14 protein-coding genes and 1 tRNA gene are annotated in these 17,186 nt (G+C 39.1%); 7 read left to right on the top strand and 8 right to left on the bottom strand.

The features are described from left to right. Positions 1-183 precede the first annotated feature (183 nt). Complete coding sequence (thyX, locus tag MRT15_RS05125; protein ID WP_304328550.1) at positions 184-795, bottom strand: FAD-dependent thymidylate synthase; 612 nt, start codon at positions 793-795, stop codon at positions 184-186. A gap of 84 nt (positions 796-879) precedes the next feature. Between thyX and thiC the strand changes: the two genes are divergently transcribed. Beyond that, positions 880-2,160 (top strand): phosphomethylpyrimidine synthase ThiC, encoded by a 1,281-nt coding sequence (gene thiC, locus MRT15_RS05120; RefSeq protein WP_304328549.1) that lies wholly within the window; start codon positions 880-882, stop codon positions 2,158-2,160. A gap of 1 nt (position 2,161) precedes the next feature. Here thiC and MRT15_RS05115 read toward each other — a convergent pair whose 3' ends face one another. From MRT15_RS05115 to MRT15_RS05105, 3 genes are all read right to left on the bottom strand, one after another. Further along, positions 2,162-2,836 (bottom strand): DUF120 domain-containing protein, encoded by a 675-nt coding sequence (locus tag MRT15_RS05115; RefSeq protein WP_304328547.1) that lies wholly within the window; start codon positions 2,834-2,836, stop codon positions 2,162-2,164. A gap of 59 nt (positions 2,837-2,895) precedes the next feature. Next, complete coding sequence (locus tag MRT15_RS05110) at positions 2,896-5,364, bottom strand: M14 metallopeptidase family protein (protein ID WP_304328545.1); 2,469 nt, start codon at positions 5,362-5,364, stop codon at positions 2,896-2,898. 36 nt (positions 5,365-5,400) lie between these two features. After that, a tRNA-Gln gene (locus MRT15_RS05105) sits at positions 5,401-5,476 on the bottom strand. A gap of 188 nt (positions 5,477-5,664) precedes the next feature. Here MRT15_RS05105 and MRT15_RS05100 point away from each other — a divergent pair. Then, the gene (locus MRT15_RS05100) at positions 5,665-6,624 is read left to right on the top strand and encodes a transcription initiation factor IIB (protein ID WP_304328544.1); all 960 of its coding nucleotides are present in this window, start codon (positions 5,665-5,667) and stop codon (positions 6,622-6,624) included. Here the strand turns inward: MRT15_RS05100 and MRT15_RS05095 are convergent. Further along, positions 6,590-7,687, bottom strand: coding sequence for a Coenzyme F420 hydrogenase/dehydrogenase, beta subunit C-terminal domain (locus MRT15_RS05095; protein WP_304328542.1), 1,098 nt, complete (start codon positions 7,685-7,687; stop codon positions 6,590-6,592). The genes MRT15_RS05100 and MRT15_RS05095 overlap by 35 nt on opposite strands. A gap of 132 nt (positions 7,688-7,819) precedes the next feature. Here MRT15_RS05095 and MRT15_RS05090 point away from each other — a divergent pair, with 132 nt between their 5' ends. Continuing rightward, on the top strand, positions 7,820-9,598 hold the full coding sequence (locus tag MRT15_RS05090) for a prenyltransferase/squalene oxidase repeat-containing protein (protein ID WP_304328540.1): 1,779 nt from the start codon (positions 7,820-7,822) through the stop codon (positions 9,596-9,598). Next, complete coding sequence (locus tag MRT15_RS05085) at positions 9,567-10,517, top strand: hypothetical protein (protein WP_304328538.1); 951 nt, start codon at positions 9,567-9,569, stop codon at positions 10,515-10,517. The genes MRT15_RS05090 and MRT15_RS05085 overlap by 32 nt, the downstream gene beginning before the upstream one ends. Here the strand turns inward: MRT15_RS05085 and MRT15_RS05080 are convergent, their stop codons facing one another. Both MRT15_RS05080 and MRT15_RS05075 read right to left on the bottom strand, forming a co-directional pair. Beyond that, positions 10,518-11,765, bottom strand: coding sequence for a 2,3-bisphosphoglycerate-independent phosphoglycerate mutase (locus MRT15_RS05080; RefSeq protein ID WP_304328537.1), 1,248 nt, complete (start codon positions 11,763-11,765; stop codon positions 10,518-10,520). It lies immediately after the preceding gene. A 48-nt stretch (positions 11,766-11,813) separates the two neighbouring features. Beyond that, positions 11,814-13,130 (bottom strand): cyclic 2,3-diphosphoglycerate synthase, encoded by a 1,317-nt coding sequence (locus MRT15_RS05075; protein WP_304328535.1) that lies wholly within the window; start codon positions 13,128-13,130, stop codon positions 11,814-11,816. A 107-nt stretch (positions 13,131-13,237) separates the two neighbouring features. Here MRT15_RS05075 and MRT15_RS05070 point away from each other — a divergent pair, with 107 nt between their 5' ends. Further along, a complete protein-coding gene (locus MRT15_RS05070) occupies positions 13,238-13,600 on the top strand; it encodes a hypothetical protein (protein ID WP_304328533.1) in 363 nt (120 codons plus the stop codon). Beyond that, on the top strand, positions 13,597-15,237 hold the full coding sequence (locus MRT15_RS05065; protein WP_304328531.1) for a M14 family metallopeptidase: 1,641 nt from the start codon (positions 13,597-13,599) through the stop codon (positions 15,235-15,237). The genes MRT15_RS05070 and MRT15_RS05065 overlap by 4 nt, the downstream gene beginning before the upstream one ends. Here the strand turns inward: MRT15_RS05065 and MRT15_RS05060 are convergent. Then, complete coding sequence (locus MRT15_RS05060) at positions 15,165-15,980, bottom strand: DUF92 domain-containing protein (protein WP_304328529.1); 816 nt, start codon at positions 15,978-15,980, stop codon at positions 15,165-15,167. The genes MRT15_RS05065 and MRT15_RS05060 overlap by 73 nt on opposite strands. A gap of 122 nt (positions 15,981-16,102) precedes the next feature. Here MRT15_RS05060 and thiD point away from each other — a divergent pair. Then, on the top strand, positions 16,103-17,186 hold a 1,084-nt coding region (gene thiD / locus MRT15_RS05055), incomplete at its 3' end, for a bifunctional hydroxymethylpyrimidine kinase/phosphomethylpyrimidine kinase (RefSeq protein ID WP_304328527.1).

Below are 17,186 nucleotides of genomic sequence, written 5' to 3'. Positions count from 1 at the left end.
GTTGATGTAAATATCAAGGAAATTGCTAATATAATTATTATATATGTAGCCAATGAAGTAGATCGCTGAAAGCAAATCATCAATAATAGTTTAATGGAGAATTACGTTAATAAGGGTTACTCAAGCTTAGGTTAAGGTCAATTTATTCGCTAACTCACATAGATATGTAAAATGTATGTGGGGTCAGGCATAGTTTTTGAATTTCTCAAATATTGTTGGTGCTACCTTTAAAACTTCCCTCAACATTAACTTAGCCATCTCCCTAATCTCCCACTGCGCATCCACCATCAACCTCAAACTGAAGAAGTGGAGCAATTCCCTAGCATTCATTGTAACCACTATTGATGTCCCCACTGCTTGCGGGACAATGTATCTTGCATCCTCCTTATCGATACCTAGACTTAGAAGCTTCTCATAAGCTTCCATGCATTGATTTAATGCTTCCATGAATATCTTCTTAGCTTCAGGATTACTTTCAATTGATGGTGGAATAACGAAATTTTTCGGGTTTATTTTAACAGCCCTCTGACTCTGCTGACTATATGATGCAATCCTATGCCTAACAAGCTGATGGGAGGTAACCCTAGATATACCTTCAATTAGAAATGTGAATGATGCATGTTCGATTGGGCTTAAATGACCCATTTCAATGCAATTCCTTATAAGCCGCTTAACATCCTCATCACTTAATTCCGAAAGTATCTTGTCAGCACCAACACTACTCCTACACTGCCTAATAGCTGCAGCCACAACCCTCTCAGGATTAGGGGTATGAGCTATCAGTACTACCCTCAAATCAAAACACCAAACACAAACTTATTATACAATTGTTGGAAATCACAATATAAAAGTAATGTTGGAAGTTGGAGTGGTCTGAATATGAGTTTAATTAAAAGGGCGAAGATGGGATTGAAAGATGATGTTGTCAAGGAGGTAGCAGTTAATGAGGGTGTGGAAGAGGAAAAGTTGTTAAGGCTAATAGCTGAGGGGAGAGTCATAATACCAAGAAACAATGTGAACAGAGAGATGAAGATAATTGGAATAGGGGAAGGTTTAACCACGAAGGTTAATGTTAACATTGGCACATCAAACTTATATGTAAACCCCGAAATGGAGGTTAGAAAGGCTGAGGTAGCTGTAAAATTCGGTGCAGACACAATAATGGATCTAAGCACTGGTGGAAACTTGGATGAAATTAGAAGAATGCTGATGAAGAAAGCACCAATACCATTTGGAACTGTGCCAATATATCAAGCATTCATAGAAGCAACTGTGAGGAAGGGGGCTGGAATACATATGACTGAAGACGACATATTCAACACAATAGAGAAGCATTTGAAAGATGGAGTTGACTTCATGACAATACATGCAGGGATAACCATGGAAATCGTGGAGAAGGCTCTAAAAACCAATAGGATTACTGGAATAGTGAGTAGGGGTGGAGCAATGCTTGCAGCATGGATGATAGAAAATAAACGTGAAAACCCACTATACAAGAATTATGATTATCTAATGGAGTTACTCTCAAAATATGATGCTGTGATAAGTCTTGGAGATGCATTGAGACCTGGATCAATATTGGATGCACATGACTACCTACAAATGGCTGAAATGCTAACTGTATCAAGGCTTGTTGAAGAAGCATGGAAGCATAATGTACAAGTAATGGTTGAGGGACCTGGACATATGCCATTAAATCAGATAGAAGCCAATGTGCGATTGGAAAAGCAGCTCTGTAGGGGGGCACCATACTACGTCTTAGGACCACTAACAACGGATATAGGGGCTGGATACGATCACATAGTATCTGCAATAGGGGCGGCAATAGCAGCTGCAAGTGGAGCTGACATAATATGCTACCTAACACCATCAGAACACCTTGGATTACCAGATGAGGAAGATGTGAAGGAGGGGTTGATAGCAGCAAAACTTGCAGCACATTCGGGGGATATAGTTAAACTTGGGGAGAGAGCTTTGAAAAGGGATATGGAGATGTCCATAGCTAGAGCAAACCTAAATTGGGATGAAATGTATAGACTTTCACCAGATCCTGAAAGGGCTAAGAGGATTCATGAGAGATTTGGCGTGAAGGGGAAGATCTGCACAATGTGTGGAGAATACTGTGTGTATAGGATATTGAAGTTGAAAACCTCAATTTAAATTATTGATTCCCAACGTAAACTTCAACCTCAACTTCACTTCCATCTACAAGTTTAAGTGCATCTCTAATACTTATTGGAGCTAAAATCTCAATAACATCATCACCGTAATGCGTCCTCTCAACTAGAATTACAGCACAATCAATCCCATTAATCTTAGCTTTAAAGCATTTAGCTCCACCATAACTCCTAACACCATTATAAAAGCCTACTATGGGTATACCAGTTATAAGCTTCAAAACCTTTTTAACTTCAATATCATGAAACCCCTTCAACTTTAAATTCAAAGTTCCAGGGTAGGGGTCAAAACCAAGTTTCTCAATGAACTGCCTCCTATAATGTGGAATACTCGTATAAAACCTGCCTTCACCAAGACCACTAAAAACTATACCCCTAAACTTCAGTTTATCTGGGAAACTTTCGAAAATTCTACCCAAATTTACATATAGCTCCCTCAAAACTTCAGCACCCTTCTCAGTTATCCTAATAATTTGACCCTTACCATATACACTTCTACTTATCAATCCAAGCTTCTCAAGTTCAATAAGCCACCTGGAAACACTCTGCTGCGATACGCCCATGAGATCCTTCAATTTCGTTGTCTTTATGGGTATTGGACTTCTCAAAGCTCCCATAAGAGCCAATTGATATAATGTTATGAGCAAACTACCCTTCATATACACCACAAAAATAGGTGAAGTATTGTTAATATTAATTTTGATTTCAAACACCTTCTTCAATGGAGAATGGCATTGAATAGGAATTTGAATGTGGCTGGAGTTTGACATCTACTGTATACTGGAACCCCTAGGAGGATTATCCTACCATACCCCTTAGGGACATCGACTATTGCAGCAGCATTATACAAGTATTTCTCACCCAAAATCCAACCACTTAGTAGTGGATTTGCTTGGGGGTATCTTGCAACCACATATTCTTCGGGACATTTGAATGCTGGACTATTTATGAACATAACAGCTGAATCCACATCCATTCCAAACCCTACTGGATGCCTATTATTCACTATAACCCTTAAAATTGATCCTGGAATATAGAAATCGTTTGGTTTAAGCCCTTCCAAAACATTTACAACTGGAATCCACATACGCTTAATTGGTAATTCGCAACTAGCATCAATTGTTATGAGTTTTCCACCATTAGCTACAAATTCATTCAAGTGATCTACACCAACATCCCCTATTCCACCAGCATACTCAGGCGGAACTTCATCCACACTCCTACCATTAATGATGCTATTCATACTTTGACTGGGTATTATTATGACATCATACTTGGAATTTAAATGTCCACGTCTAATATCATCATTACCAATAGTAGTGTATGGAATGTTGAACATTTCAAATAGGAATCTAGCCCACCCCTCCTCAGAATTTGGAATCCAATTCCTATATAAACCAACCCTAGGAATCTTAAGTTCAGCTAGCTTTATGTTTGGCAATTCATTATAGGCATACAATTCAACTGGAAGCCCTTTCAAAAACTCATCTAAACGATTCCTCAAAGTGGAACTATTCTCAATTATAAATGCCCCCGGAGGCATTCTAACACTATTGAAGCTTAAATCTTCAAAAGCCCTATAAACCCTTATTCCCTCACATAAAAGTTTGAATACAAGTTTATATGATGCATTGGATTCAGGTGGAGCAACAAGGTATTTAGAATCAGCATTACCAATTACAAATCCATCTGGAAATTCAACTTTATCCAACTCCGAACTCTTAACTTTGAATTCCTTGTTCACAGTATAAACTTTAACGTTCATCATTAATGGAAGAGTCCATGCAGTTAAATCGTAAGGTCTCTTCGGCGGCGATTCAGGGGTTTCCCTAAGGTCGGGATACTGCTGAACTTCAAGTAGGGTTTTCGCATACCTACCGTATGGTTGGGCGAAATATATTATGAAAGTCCCCTTTGGAAACTCTATATCATCTGCAGTGAATGATTCCTCAGCAACATTAATTTTAACCAAACCTTTATGTAGAATGCTGAGCAACCAGTAGAGATTGTATAAGTCCTTTTGCCTCCTCGGAATTATGAAGGCGAAGGGTCCATCTTCAGGTTTAATGGCACGCTTAAATATTTCAACAGTATTTGCAAGCCACATCCTCCTATACTTTGCAGCATTCCTGAGACAAGCCAATACTGCCACAAGCTCATAATCCACAATATCCCTAAGCCTCCACCTCCCACCACGCCATGGATTCGGATTATTCCACCTCTGTTTAGAGGGGTCTAAGCCTATAACTGGCCGTAAATCTTGAGGCTTAATATCTATGGGTGTAGCTATCTTCACACTGGCAGCTTCTGAAAGTATTCTTATCCCGCCATGATAATGTTGATATGCTCTAGCTGGAGTCCAAGCATCATATATGGCATAGCATGCCACACCCTTAAATCCTCTACCAATAAGTTCATTTGCCATTGAAGAGCCCATGAAGACGATCTCTTGCTGTAATATGGGGTCAACATTTGGATCTATTGGATCTAGGTATGGTGGAAGCCAAAATCTAGGACCATACGGACCCATCTGATGTAAATCGTAAACTATTTGTGGATGCCACTTATTATGAACCTTCTCAACCACAAGTCTAGTTTCAATTAGATTCAACATAAACCAATCCCTATTATTATCGTGACCAGCATACTTGTGATATAGCCATGGGGGAGAGGAACCCTCATACCTTGTACCTAGAGTCTTATTATACCAATCTACAACCATAACATGTCCATCAGGGTTAAGTGATGGAATTAATAGGAGGATGACGTTATCCAATATCTCTTTAATCTCATCGGAGTCCTCCGTTGCAAGCTTGTAGAGGAGTTCCATACTCATCTGGGAAGCAGCAATTTCAGTGGAATGTATGCTACATGTAACTAGAACTATGGTTTTACCCTCCTCAATAAGCTTTGAAATTTCACCATCACTGAGATTATATGGGTTATGAAGCTTCTCTTGAATAGCCCTATAATAATCTAGTTTCTTCAAATTCTCTGGAGAAGACACTATTGCCAAGATCATATCATTACCCTCAGTGGTTTTACCCAAAAATTCCAGTAAAACCCTATCGGAAGTCTCACTAACAATCTTAAAGTACTCTACAATCTGACGCCAACTGGCAAGTTTCCTATCTTCCCCAACTCTAAAACCCAGAAAGCTTTCCGGGGTTGGAATACCCTTATTCATTAAAGAGAATTATGTTGGATCATGATTTAAACTTAATGGTAGCCGGGGGGAGATTCGAACTCCCGTCGACGGGGCCAAAGCCCGTCATGCTTGGCCGCTACACCACCCGGCTAACCCAAATAATATTACATAATATCCACGATAAAAATTTCACTCAAGAAGTTTAAATATACCGTTCTATTAACACATCATGAAAAGCGAAAAGTTTATATATGAAATATTTGCAGTCTTATTTCTGGCTCATTAATCGTGAATTACATGTGTAATTTAGATTTAAATTCTAATGGGGAGGGGAAGAAGATGAGTAGTCATATTGCTGAATCTGATGAGAAAACCACTGTTAGCATACAAACCATTGATAAATGTCCAGAATGTGGAAGCACACACTTAATAAGAAACTATGAGAGGGGGGAAGTTGTATGTGCAGATTGCGGTTTAGTCATAACCGAGAAGGTGGTTGACAGTGGACCTGAATGGAGAGCATTCACACCCGAGGAGAGGCAGAAGAGGAGTAGGGTTGGATCACCAACAACATTAACCATACATGATAAGGGATTATCAACTGTTATTGATTGGAGAGATAAGGATGCCATGGGGAAGAAGCTTGAACCAAAGAGGAGGATAGAAGTCATTAGATGGAGGAAGTGGCAGATAAGAACTAGAGTTCACAGTTCAATAGATAGGAATCTTGCACAAGCTATGAGTGAACTTGATAGGATAAGCGCGCAACTAAGCCTCCCAAAGAGCGTTAAGGAGGAAGCTGCAATGATATATAGGAAGGCTGTGGAGAAGGGGCTTGTGAGGGGGAGGAGTATAGAGGCAGTTATGGCTGCAAGTATATATGCTGCGTGTAGAACGCAAAAGATACCTAGAACCATTGAGGAAATAGCCAAGTACACTAGATCTGGGAGGAAGGAAGTTGCAAGATGCTATAGGCTAATATTGAAGGAGATCAACATAAGGATACCATTATCAGATGCAGAAACATTTGTACCAAGAATTGCAAGCGAACTAGGCCTAGGTGGAAGTGTTCAAAGCAAAGCTGTGGAAATAATTAGGAAAGCTAAGGAAATGGTTTTAACTGTGGGGAAGGATCCAGCTGGACTTGCAGCTGCAGCAGTATACATAGCTTCACTACTTGAGAACGAGAAGAGAACACAGAAGGAGATTGCAAGGGCAGCTAAGGTTACTGAGGTAACTGTGAGAAATAGGTATAAGGAGTTGGTTAAGAAGTTGAAGATCCCCCTGCCGGTTGAGTAGCTTTCCTCTTCTTATTGCCAGCAATTTTAATGGTCAACTTCAAATCTTCAATTTTCATCTCTTTACACTCCAAAAGCCCCTTTTCAACACATTCTTTGAAAAGCTTCTCACCAATACCACTCCTAACGATCACTGTAGTCCAACCATCGGGGGAATCGAGGCTACCCACAGATATATCTGCAAGCTCAGCTGTGAAATCCCCACAGTACTCGCAAGATTTACGTCCATAACCCTCAATCTCCTTCAAACTTGTGGACAATAATGTTTCGCCACCAGACTTAACGATGAATTTCCCACTAGTTATCTCAGTTTTAGTAACCTTATTTATGTCAATCCCCCTACCCACTAAAAAGTTCTTGAAGAGTGAGGAGTAGTAGAAGGTTTTGGAGCAGAATAAACCTATTGCAAACTTAACTGGCAAACCATACTTCAATGCCCCATAATCATGATATTGCATCTTCCTAACCCCAGTAATCTGGCAACCAACACCCACAAACCCAATACTATCAGCTCTAAACTCATCCACAGCCGCTGTTAAAGCCTTCAAATTTGGACTTGCAGTATACTTAGATCCAGCACAACTTAGAATGTCATTCCTATTAAAGGCTACGATAGGCTCTGGTTTGAATGGCTCCTTAGAACTTAACCCGGAGCATATGGCGCAATCGATGAACCCAGATTCAATTGCATATATTAGAAGTGTTGAAACAACACCACCATCTTGAGCACGCTTCAAAATTTCAGAATCAGTGGATCTAGCACTATAAACACCCTTAACATATCCAATAACATCATGTTTAAAGCTGGATTCAAAGAGCTTTGATACATCACCCTTTGGATTGAATGGTGTGTGAGGACATTGAGCATAGCAAAATCCACACCCAATACATCTACCAGCAATACTTGGCTTCTCATCCTTCTCATCAATAACCTTAACTGGGCAAACACCTATACATGCACCACAAAAGGAGCATTTATCAGCCCTCACAACCTCCGCAAAAAGGTGCCCCCATATCTTAACCTTAAGTCCAAGTACACCATCAGGCTTAACCCTAACACCCAACCACATTCACCACAAAACAAGTAATATTAGGGAAAATTAATAAGGGTTGCTATTCGCAATTATGGAAAATAAATATATATTTTAGATTTAGTATGAGGTTTACGTTATATAAGAATTGAGAAGTGGATGTAAATGATAGAGGATTTCCAAGTGAAAGCAGCTAGATATATAATGGAATTGGGGGATTGGATAGAGAAGCTGGAACTGTTAATGCTAGTTGATAATTTAAAGGAAAATGTAAAGATGTATGTTGATAGGTTATTAAGCCTTCAAAATCCGGATGGAGGATTCCCCCACAATTGGGTAAGGGGGTTCCCATCAAGTATAATTGAAACAGCCAATGCAATAACCATAACCTCAAAAATTGGATTAAATAGTGATGAGAGGATTAGGAGAGCCATAAAATTCCTAATTGAAAAGCAGCTTGATAATGGATCATGGGTTGAGGAAAACTTAGAATGTGAAAATGGCTCCAACGAAATAATAGTTTCAGCAGAAGCTCTAAGAGCTCTTGCCACAGCGGGAATTAAAGGGGAACCAGTTAATAAGGGGGTAAAGTATTTATTGGAGTGCCAGAGGGATGATGGTTTATGGCCGAAATCAAAAGTGGATCCAAACCCAAACTTGGAGGCAACTGGAAAGGTGATAATGGCTCTACATGAAGCAAAGGGCAAAACAGCAACAAAAGCCATGAAAAGTGGTTTTGAAGGGTTAATGGAAGTATTCGTGGAGAAATTGACGAAGGAATGGGATGCAGTATCGGAAGATGCACTACCAGTAATTGAAGCCATACTAAGCATACAACCAAAAAATACTGAATCAGTAAGGAAAATAATTCAGGCATACGTTAAAAGTGAGAGATGGAATTTCACTGATAGGAGAAGTGAAGATACGGAAAAGGTTCTAAAAGTACTTAAAATAATGAGTTTAACTGACAACATAAGCAAAGCTAAAGTTGAAGAGGAATTGAAGAGATTGATGAATTTAAAAATGAAGATGAAGGAAATTATAGTTAAAGTTGAAGATGAGGCAAGGGAAATTCTACTATCCAGATTCGAAGATGTGGGGATGAGGAGAGATGATGATGAAAAGAAGATATTGCTTGGACTATTCATATACTCATTATTGGAGCAATTCTTCTGGGCAGTTGATTACGATCCACAAAAAGAGTTTGTAGGGTTAATAGATAGAATTGGAAGATTAGACAATGTTGAGAAATACGTAAACTATGAAGACGTTAAAAAGGCACTGTTTAGGAGTAAAGCTCTAAGCGGCGTTGCAAAGAGGAAGAAGGAGGAAGCTGCAAAGAGCATATCACTGTACACGAAATTCTTAATTGAAAATGGAGAATTCGAAAGCTTCGAAGATTATGTAAATAAGTTAACCAAGTTCACTTTACTTGAAATGGCACCCACACTCTCCGGAATGACAACAGCTAAGAAGCTTGGACTACTACTGAGAAACTACACGAAGGGAGAGAACAGCGCATACAAATTATTTGAATCCATGAAACTCTCATTGGAATGCTTCCCATCAGTGGGATCGAAAATTTCAACCCTATACCCATACTACGTGATATGGGTTTACAACGTATGGAGTGAAATGAAAGAATATGTTGAACCACCAATAGACTGGAATACAGTAAAACCATACGTAAATCTAGGGTTAAGCAACATGACATTAAAGGATCTAAGGAAAGATCCGAGGAAGGCATATCCAGCCATAAACAGGTTGGCTGAAGAATTATTCCCAGAAGATAAAGCGAAAATATCAATACTATGGATTGCTGGAAGGGAGTGGTGTACAAAACCCCACAAATGCTATGGATATATGGGTAGGAAATGCTGGTTCTATGATATATGTGGGAGAGGAACCAAAAATGAGGAAAGAGGAAAAGAAGATATGGGATAGCTATCTAACGAAATTCTCAGCTAAAATGGAGGGAGGATTACTGAAAAACTTGAAGGAAGAAGTGAATATTAGAAGTGACATTGTTGAAAAGCATTACATGAAATTAATGGAAACCATAGGGGTAAAGGGGGAGGATATTAAATGCACATTAATGAATACATTTGCATACTCAGTGTTCGATAAATACAATTGGAAACTTAGAGATAAAGGGGAGAGTCCATCAAAAGAGTATAGGAGGTTTAAGAAGACAATAACTAGAATTGAAGATTATTTGGATGAAGACCTCATATATTACGCAATAAAAGATGAGTGCAATGAGTTAGGTAACTTAAACAGAGCTGAAATAGAGAAGATTATAACATCAATGTCCCAGTTCGCCAACGCCATAAAGAACGTTAAAAGCATTGAGCTAATAAATTTCGCAAATGAATTAAAGAGTTACATAGCATTCAATACGTCAAAATATATTCCTGAAAAGATATATAGGGTTAAGTCGCAATATTACGGCTCCCTATTAATGATGAACGTAAAGGACAATGCAACGGCAATAGAAACTCTGAAAACAGTAATACTATGCCTACCGATAGGAGAACAGCAGATTGCCAACATGTACACATACCTCCTCACAGTAATCTTGAACGTATGGAACATTGCGGGTAGATCGAATATATATGCTCCACTAGATCATGGAGTTGCAGAAGTACTTCTAAGCTTAGGATTAACAGACAAGAGAATTGAAAACATGGAATATGAATCCAGCGGATACAAAGCCTACAAAATAATATGCGATACACTATTCCCCGAGGACCCATCAAAAATGATGGTTGCAAGAGCAGTGGCGGAGAGATGGTGCTATCAAAGAAAGATAAAAATATGCGATGAATGTTGGCTTAACAAGCTATGCCCAAAAGAATATTAATCACTCACCAAACTTCGCAGCTTTACCAGCATAATTTATGAGTATTGGAAGTAAATCTAAACCCCTTATACGTCCAAGACCACCCTTCATACAAGCCCTCTCACTATAGCTATTTACATCATCATTAACTATATTTGGACCATAAATCAATACTGGAACAGGATCCCCGGAATGCTCCTTTAATGAAACTGGGGTGCAGTGATCAGCAGTTATGGCTAAATACAATTCATATCCACTTAAACCATCCAATATCCTCCCAACCATCCTATCAATCCTCTCAATGACTTCAATCTTCCTATCAATTAAACCATCATGACTAGCAGTATCAGTAGCCTTAACGTGAACAAATATGAAATCATAGTTTGATGCTGATTTAATGGCGGCATCAGCTTTAGCCATAAAATCACTATCCAATCCACCAGTAGCACCCTCAACATTCAAAACATCCAATCCAACAGCTCTTGCAACACCCTTAATTAGCGGGATTCCTGCAATACATACACCACGCAACCCATATCTATCAGTGAACTTCTCCACACTTGGCAACGTCCCCGCCCCTCTACATAAAATTATGTTTGCAGGCTTCTCACCCCTGGCCACTCTAGAGAGATTTGCTGGGTGGCGTGATAAAACTTCAAAACTCTTCAATGTGAATTCATTTAGGATTTCAGCAGTCTTCCTAGCTTCAGGGGTATTTGCCAAGGGTTTCGACATATTTATCTTCACACCCTCCTTCTCAGGGTCTATGTCACTAACATCCCTAGACAAACCTGAACCCCTCAATATAAGCACCCCCCTATGCTCTACACCACGCTTAAAAATTATTGATACATCTTTTGCAGACTCCAATTTAATCTTGCTCACAGCTTCAGCCAATACATCCCCCTCCCTAAGACTCCTACCAGCCCTCCTATCCAAAACATGGAAATCACTGTCAACAGTTGCAAAATTTGCTCTAAATGCCACATCCCCAGGCATTAAATCTAAACCTAAACCAAGAGCTTCAAAAGCCCCTCTACCAGTATAGTACTTGTATGGATCATAACCTAGAAGTGCAAGGTTTGCAGGTGCACTCCCCGGGGGAACTCCAACTCCAACAACATCCATAATGCCAGTAACACCCAACCTCGCCAATTCATCCATTACTGGTTTATTTGCAACCTCCAATGGGGTTTTGTTTCCAAGTTTTGGAATCAGTCTATCACCCATACCATCAGCAACTATGAGTACAATCTTCTTCTCAACCATGAAATCCACAAAAAGGTATTTATGTGAAAAGGATATAACGTTTACCATCTATTTACGTTTATATAAGAATTCTTTAACTATGCTCTTCAATGAGGGGCCTTCAATCTCATTCAATTCAAAGCTAACCATGGTGGATGGTTTCTTAATGGTGATAAATCTTCTAAGATCCGTGGGGGTTGCTATTACCACACCATCACAATCAGCATTATTTATGGTGGCTTCAAGTTCACGTAATTGCTTTTCACCATATCCAAGGGCTGGAACTGAGAGTAGATCATTCTTCTCAACAACCTCCCTAATAGATCCAACTGCACAAGACTTTGGTGAAACAATTTCAGATGCACCAAACTTCCTTGCAGCCACATATCCAGCTCCAAACTTTAAATCTCCATGCAAGAGTGTAGGCCCATCTTCAATGGTTAATACACGTTTACCCCTAATTACATTTGGATCATCAACATAAACTTCAGATGCAGCTTTAACTATAATTGCACGTGGATTAAGCCTCCTAACATTCTCCTCAACCAATTTAACACTCTTCTCATCAGCCACATTAACCTTATTTATGACTATCACATCAGCCATCCTCGCATTAACTTCACCGGGGAAGTACTTGTCTTCATGACCAGCTCTAAGTGGATCTGCAACGACAATCAATAAGTCAGGCTTGAAGAATGGGAAATCATTATTTCCACCATCCCAAACGATCACATCAGCCTCAGATTCAGCTCTCCTCAAAATAGCCTCATAATCAACCCCAGCATAAACCACATAACCCCTACGTAGATGAGGTTCATACTCCTCCTTCTCCTCAACGGTACAATTGAACTTCTCTAAGTCCTCAATCTTCTCAAATCTCTGAACAACTTGAGCTTTAAGATCACCATAGGGCATTGGATGACGAACTACAACAAACTTAACCCCAAAACCCTTCAGAGCATCGCATACCCGCCTCGAAACAGTACTCTTACCAGCACCAGTTCTAATGGCACAAACAGCTATAACTGGCTTACTGGATTTCAGCATTACATCCCTTGGGCCTAGAAGCCTAAAGGATGCACCACAACTCATGGCTATGGAAGCTAAGTGCATGACATGCTCATGGGATACATCACTATATGAAAAGACAACTTCATCAACATTAAACTTCCTAATTAATTCTGGAAGCTCAGATTCATGGTATATTGGTATGCCATTTGGATATAGGGGTCCTGAAAGCTCTGGAGGGTAAATCCTACCAGCTATACCAGGAATTTGAGTTGCAGTGAAAGCCACAACTCTAAATTCAGGGTTCCCCCTAAAGAAGACATTGAAATTGTGGAAGTCTCTGCCAGCAGCACCAAGTATTATTACATTCCTAACCATAACATCACCAACAATAGTAGACGTGTTGAAAACATATATGTTTTAGCTTAGATATGCTGTGGAAACATTAATAATGATTTAAAGACTAACTATATTTTCGAAGCATTATGAGTGAAAAGAAGGAGAAAACACCATTTAGAGTGAAAATGTCTGATGGAAGCATAGAAACGGTATATGCATACTCGGAAAAACAAGCATTATATCTGGCATCATCAAGAAGTGGGAAGAAGGCTGTGGGAGTTGTTGGAATACTAATGGAGCATAAAGAGGAAGAAGGGAAGGGTGAGGGTACAGTGGAATATGTGGAAATTATCAGGAAGCTTGAAGAAGCCATAAAGAGTGGTAGATATATTGAAGCCATAGAATTGAAAACCCAAATCCAAAGGATGATAGCGGAGGAAAAGTTGAATTGGAATAATGAATTGGAGAAGAAGTACCATCTATTCTGGTCATGGTGTAATGTGCGATGAGAAATCTTGCACATACAAACACAAAACTTCCTCCACTAATCTTCATAATACTCATCGTCATTGTGCAAACAGCCCATATAACGACTGTAAAGGCTGAAGTATCAATTCACAAGTTAGAGTCGATGGATGTTAGAGGGGGGATTTACACACTATACACCATTGCCAATAATGGATATATGAACGTAACATATAAATCCCTAGAAAAGTATACTGAAACACCATCAATAAATGTGATTATAAACGTAAATGGATTGGAAAAGTGGGCAGTATACAGCCTAACAAATAGGAAACTCTTGTACGGTGAGATACAAGATTGGAATATATATCCACTATGGATACCGAAATGCATACAATTAAATGATGAAATACCAATATACAACTACGAAACAAAATTCAAGTGCATATTTAAGAATGATACCACAATCATACTATCACATGGAAATGAGAAGCTTATCTACGATCCATTCACCGGAGCACTCATTGAAGGTGAAGTAAGATTAAATGGTTATGGGTCACTATACTTAAAGCTCAACAAAACAAATATGAAGATTAGGAGGGAATACTTTAGCGACGACTTATACTTTGATTGGGAGACGCTAACACTTAAACTAATGAGGTTAGAGAAAGAATATGCGAATATACTAAAGGTTTACAGTATAGGTAGGAGTGTGTTGGGTAGAGAGATATGGTGTTGTGAGATAAAGGCTTCAGAATATGAGGATGGAGTGGTATTAATTGATGGGGGGATGCATGGAAGTGAAGTTATAGGGGTTAAAGTCGCATACTCAATTCTAGAGAGAATCCTCTCAGAATACAATGAACTGCAGAGTAGAGGGGTATTGAAGAGGCTAACCCTAATAATAATACCAATGCTAAACCCGGATGGCGTGGAAATGACGAAATATTCACCACCAACACCAAGCATAAGATTGAAGGATGGTAGATGCAATGCCAATGGAGTTGACTTAAATAGGAATTTCAATTATGAATGGAGTGCTGGCGGCTCACCACTATACAATTCAACAGTTTACAGAGGAGAATTGGCTGAAAGTGAACCTGAAGTTAAAGCTCTAAAAGATTTAATGCAAAGGAGGAAGATAGTATTCTACCTAAACTTCCATTCTGGAGTGAGGCAAATAATAATACCAGCATATCAAGCAAATCCATACCTAAACGTATATGCCAACATAACATCAACACTATCAAACATATTCGGATTCGAAATAGTTAGAGGGGGAGTTTATGGGGGCTCAGCAAATTGGTGTTTAATGGCGAGAGGGGAACCAGCACCATCAATCATAATAGAATTGTATGGTGGAGGGACAGATGCATTGAATGTAGACTGGTTCCTATTCTACAATCCAGTGGATGAAGTGGAAATACGTAAACTCACAATACTGGGTTATCAGGCAACCATACAAATACTATTGAATGCAAAGAGGTGGAGGGATATGATGTTCGAGAAGACTCCGCCACAATTACCATGGGAATCGATGAAAACAACATTAACCGTAACGATAATAATAGTATTGGGGTTAGCGATATACATTAAGTTGAGGAAATCTCAAGGGAGGATTAAGGATAAGAGTAGTCCAGCAAAACCACCAATAAATGTGGAAGCAAAATTTACAACATGATTGTTTATGAAGCGAACCCCCTTAAAGAATCTAGCTTCACAACCACAATTATGTATAGGATCCTCAGAAAATGAATTGCACTTATCACACCAATATCCAGCTTGAAGTGTTGCTCCTAAAAGGCTATCAATAGTTGAACCTATAAAGCCAGACAATACAGCTATACATACAACCTTAACAAATGAGAATCCAGGTTCAATTCTAAGTATTGCAGCTGAAATTCCCATTAGAAGTGAAGATAATATTATCGCAACCTCCCCATATGGTGAAATAGCACCAGAAAAACCTGGTTCAACAGTCTTAAAATTCGTTATGAGCCTAGGTTTCCCAGGATAAAGTAAGCCAACCTCAGTTGCCAATGTATCAGATACAGCTGTAGATATGGATCCAAGGAATGCTGCAAAAAATATTCCACCACCAAACACCCCCTCACCCAATGCAAATAAAGCCGCTGCACCACCATTACCAATAACATTCCTCCAAGATCTAGCTCCACCCTTAGCCTCAGCAAAACCCAAAGCCCTCTTAAAATCATACTTATACTTTGTAAACAAACTTGAAATCAAATAGAAGGATAAGAGGAGGAGGAACCATCCCAAACCACCAAAAACTATTACAATAAATCCAATGATAAGGGCTGAAACAACACCGGAAGGTTCTAGAAATCGGAATTTAAGGGAAATCCATGATAATATGATCAAAATCAGCAATTCCATGAATAGCACAGGCTGTTGAAATGTCAAACCTCCTCACTCTTAAACATAATTACATCAGAGGAAATTAAAATAGGTTTCCCAAACATTGGAAGCTTGAAAAACAATTGATTTAAGAATTATTATTGCAAATGATTAGTTGGTGTATTGTTTTGAGGATTTATAGGGCATTAACGATAGCTGGATCGGATTCAGGTGGTGGAGCTGGAATACAAGCCGATTTGAAAACATTTTCAGCATTCCAAGTCCATGGAATGACTGTTATAACTGCATTAACAGCACAGAATACTATGGAGGTTAGAGGAGTATATCCAATACCACCAGAATTTGTTAAAATGCAAATGGAAGCCGTAATTGAGGATATAGGGGTTGATGCAGCTAAAACTGGAATGCTATATGATGAGGGAATAATAAATGTGGTTTGTGAAGAAGTGATCAAAAATAGAATACCTTTAATAGTGGATCCAGTCATGATAGCGAAATCCCGTGCAAAACTCTTAAAAGATGAAGCAATTAAAGCATTAAAGGAGAAGCTTATACCCATAGCAAAAGTTGTTACACCAAACATACCTGAAGCGGAGGTTCTAACCGGATACAAGATTGAGGATCACAATACGATGAGGAAAGCTGCAATAGACATACAATCAACAGGGGTTGAAGCAGTTGTAATTAAGGGGGGACATCTAGCTGGAAGCGAAGTTGTGGATATACTGTATTATAATGGGGGATTCCATGAATATAGGAAGAGGAGGATTGAAAGTAGATGTACACATGGAACTGGATGCGTATTCTCAGCAGCAATGACTGCACTAATAGCCAGAGGATTTGGAATTGTAGAGGCATTTAAAATTGCAAGCGAATTTATGGTTAAAGCTATAAGTGAGGGGGTAATGGTTGGTAAAGGTCATGGACCAGTAAACCCCATGGCCAAACTTTACGAAGATGCCAACAGGTATAATGTATGGAGAAAAGTCATGAAAGTTGTGGAAGCAATCGAGGGGGATGAAAGGATATCTCAACTAATACCTGAAGTTAGGATGAATATTGGTGAAGCAATACCAAATGCAAAAAGCTTTGAAGATGTATGCGCAGTTGATGGAAGGATAACAGTAGTGAATGGAAAGCCTAGAGCAGCTGGACAAGTTAAATTTGGAGCATCAAGGCACATAGCAAACATAATACTCTCAACCATGAGCTTCAATGAGGAGGTGAGGGCAACTGCAAATATAAAGTATA

Origin of the sequence: Candidatus Culexarchaeum yellowstonense (assembly GCF_024707025.1) — an archaeon.
Lineage (GTDB): Archaea > Thermoproteota > Methanomethylicia > Culexarchaeales > Culexarchaeaceae > Culexarchaeum.
This window is presented reverse-complemented; position numbering and strand designations above follow the sequence as displayed.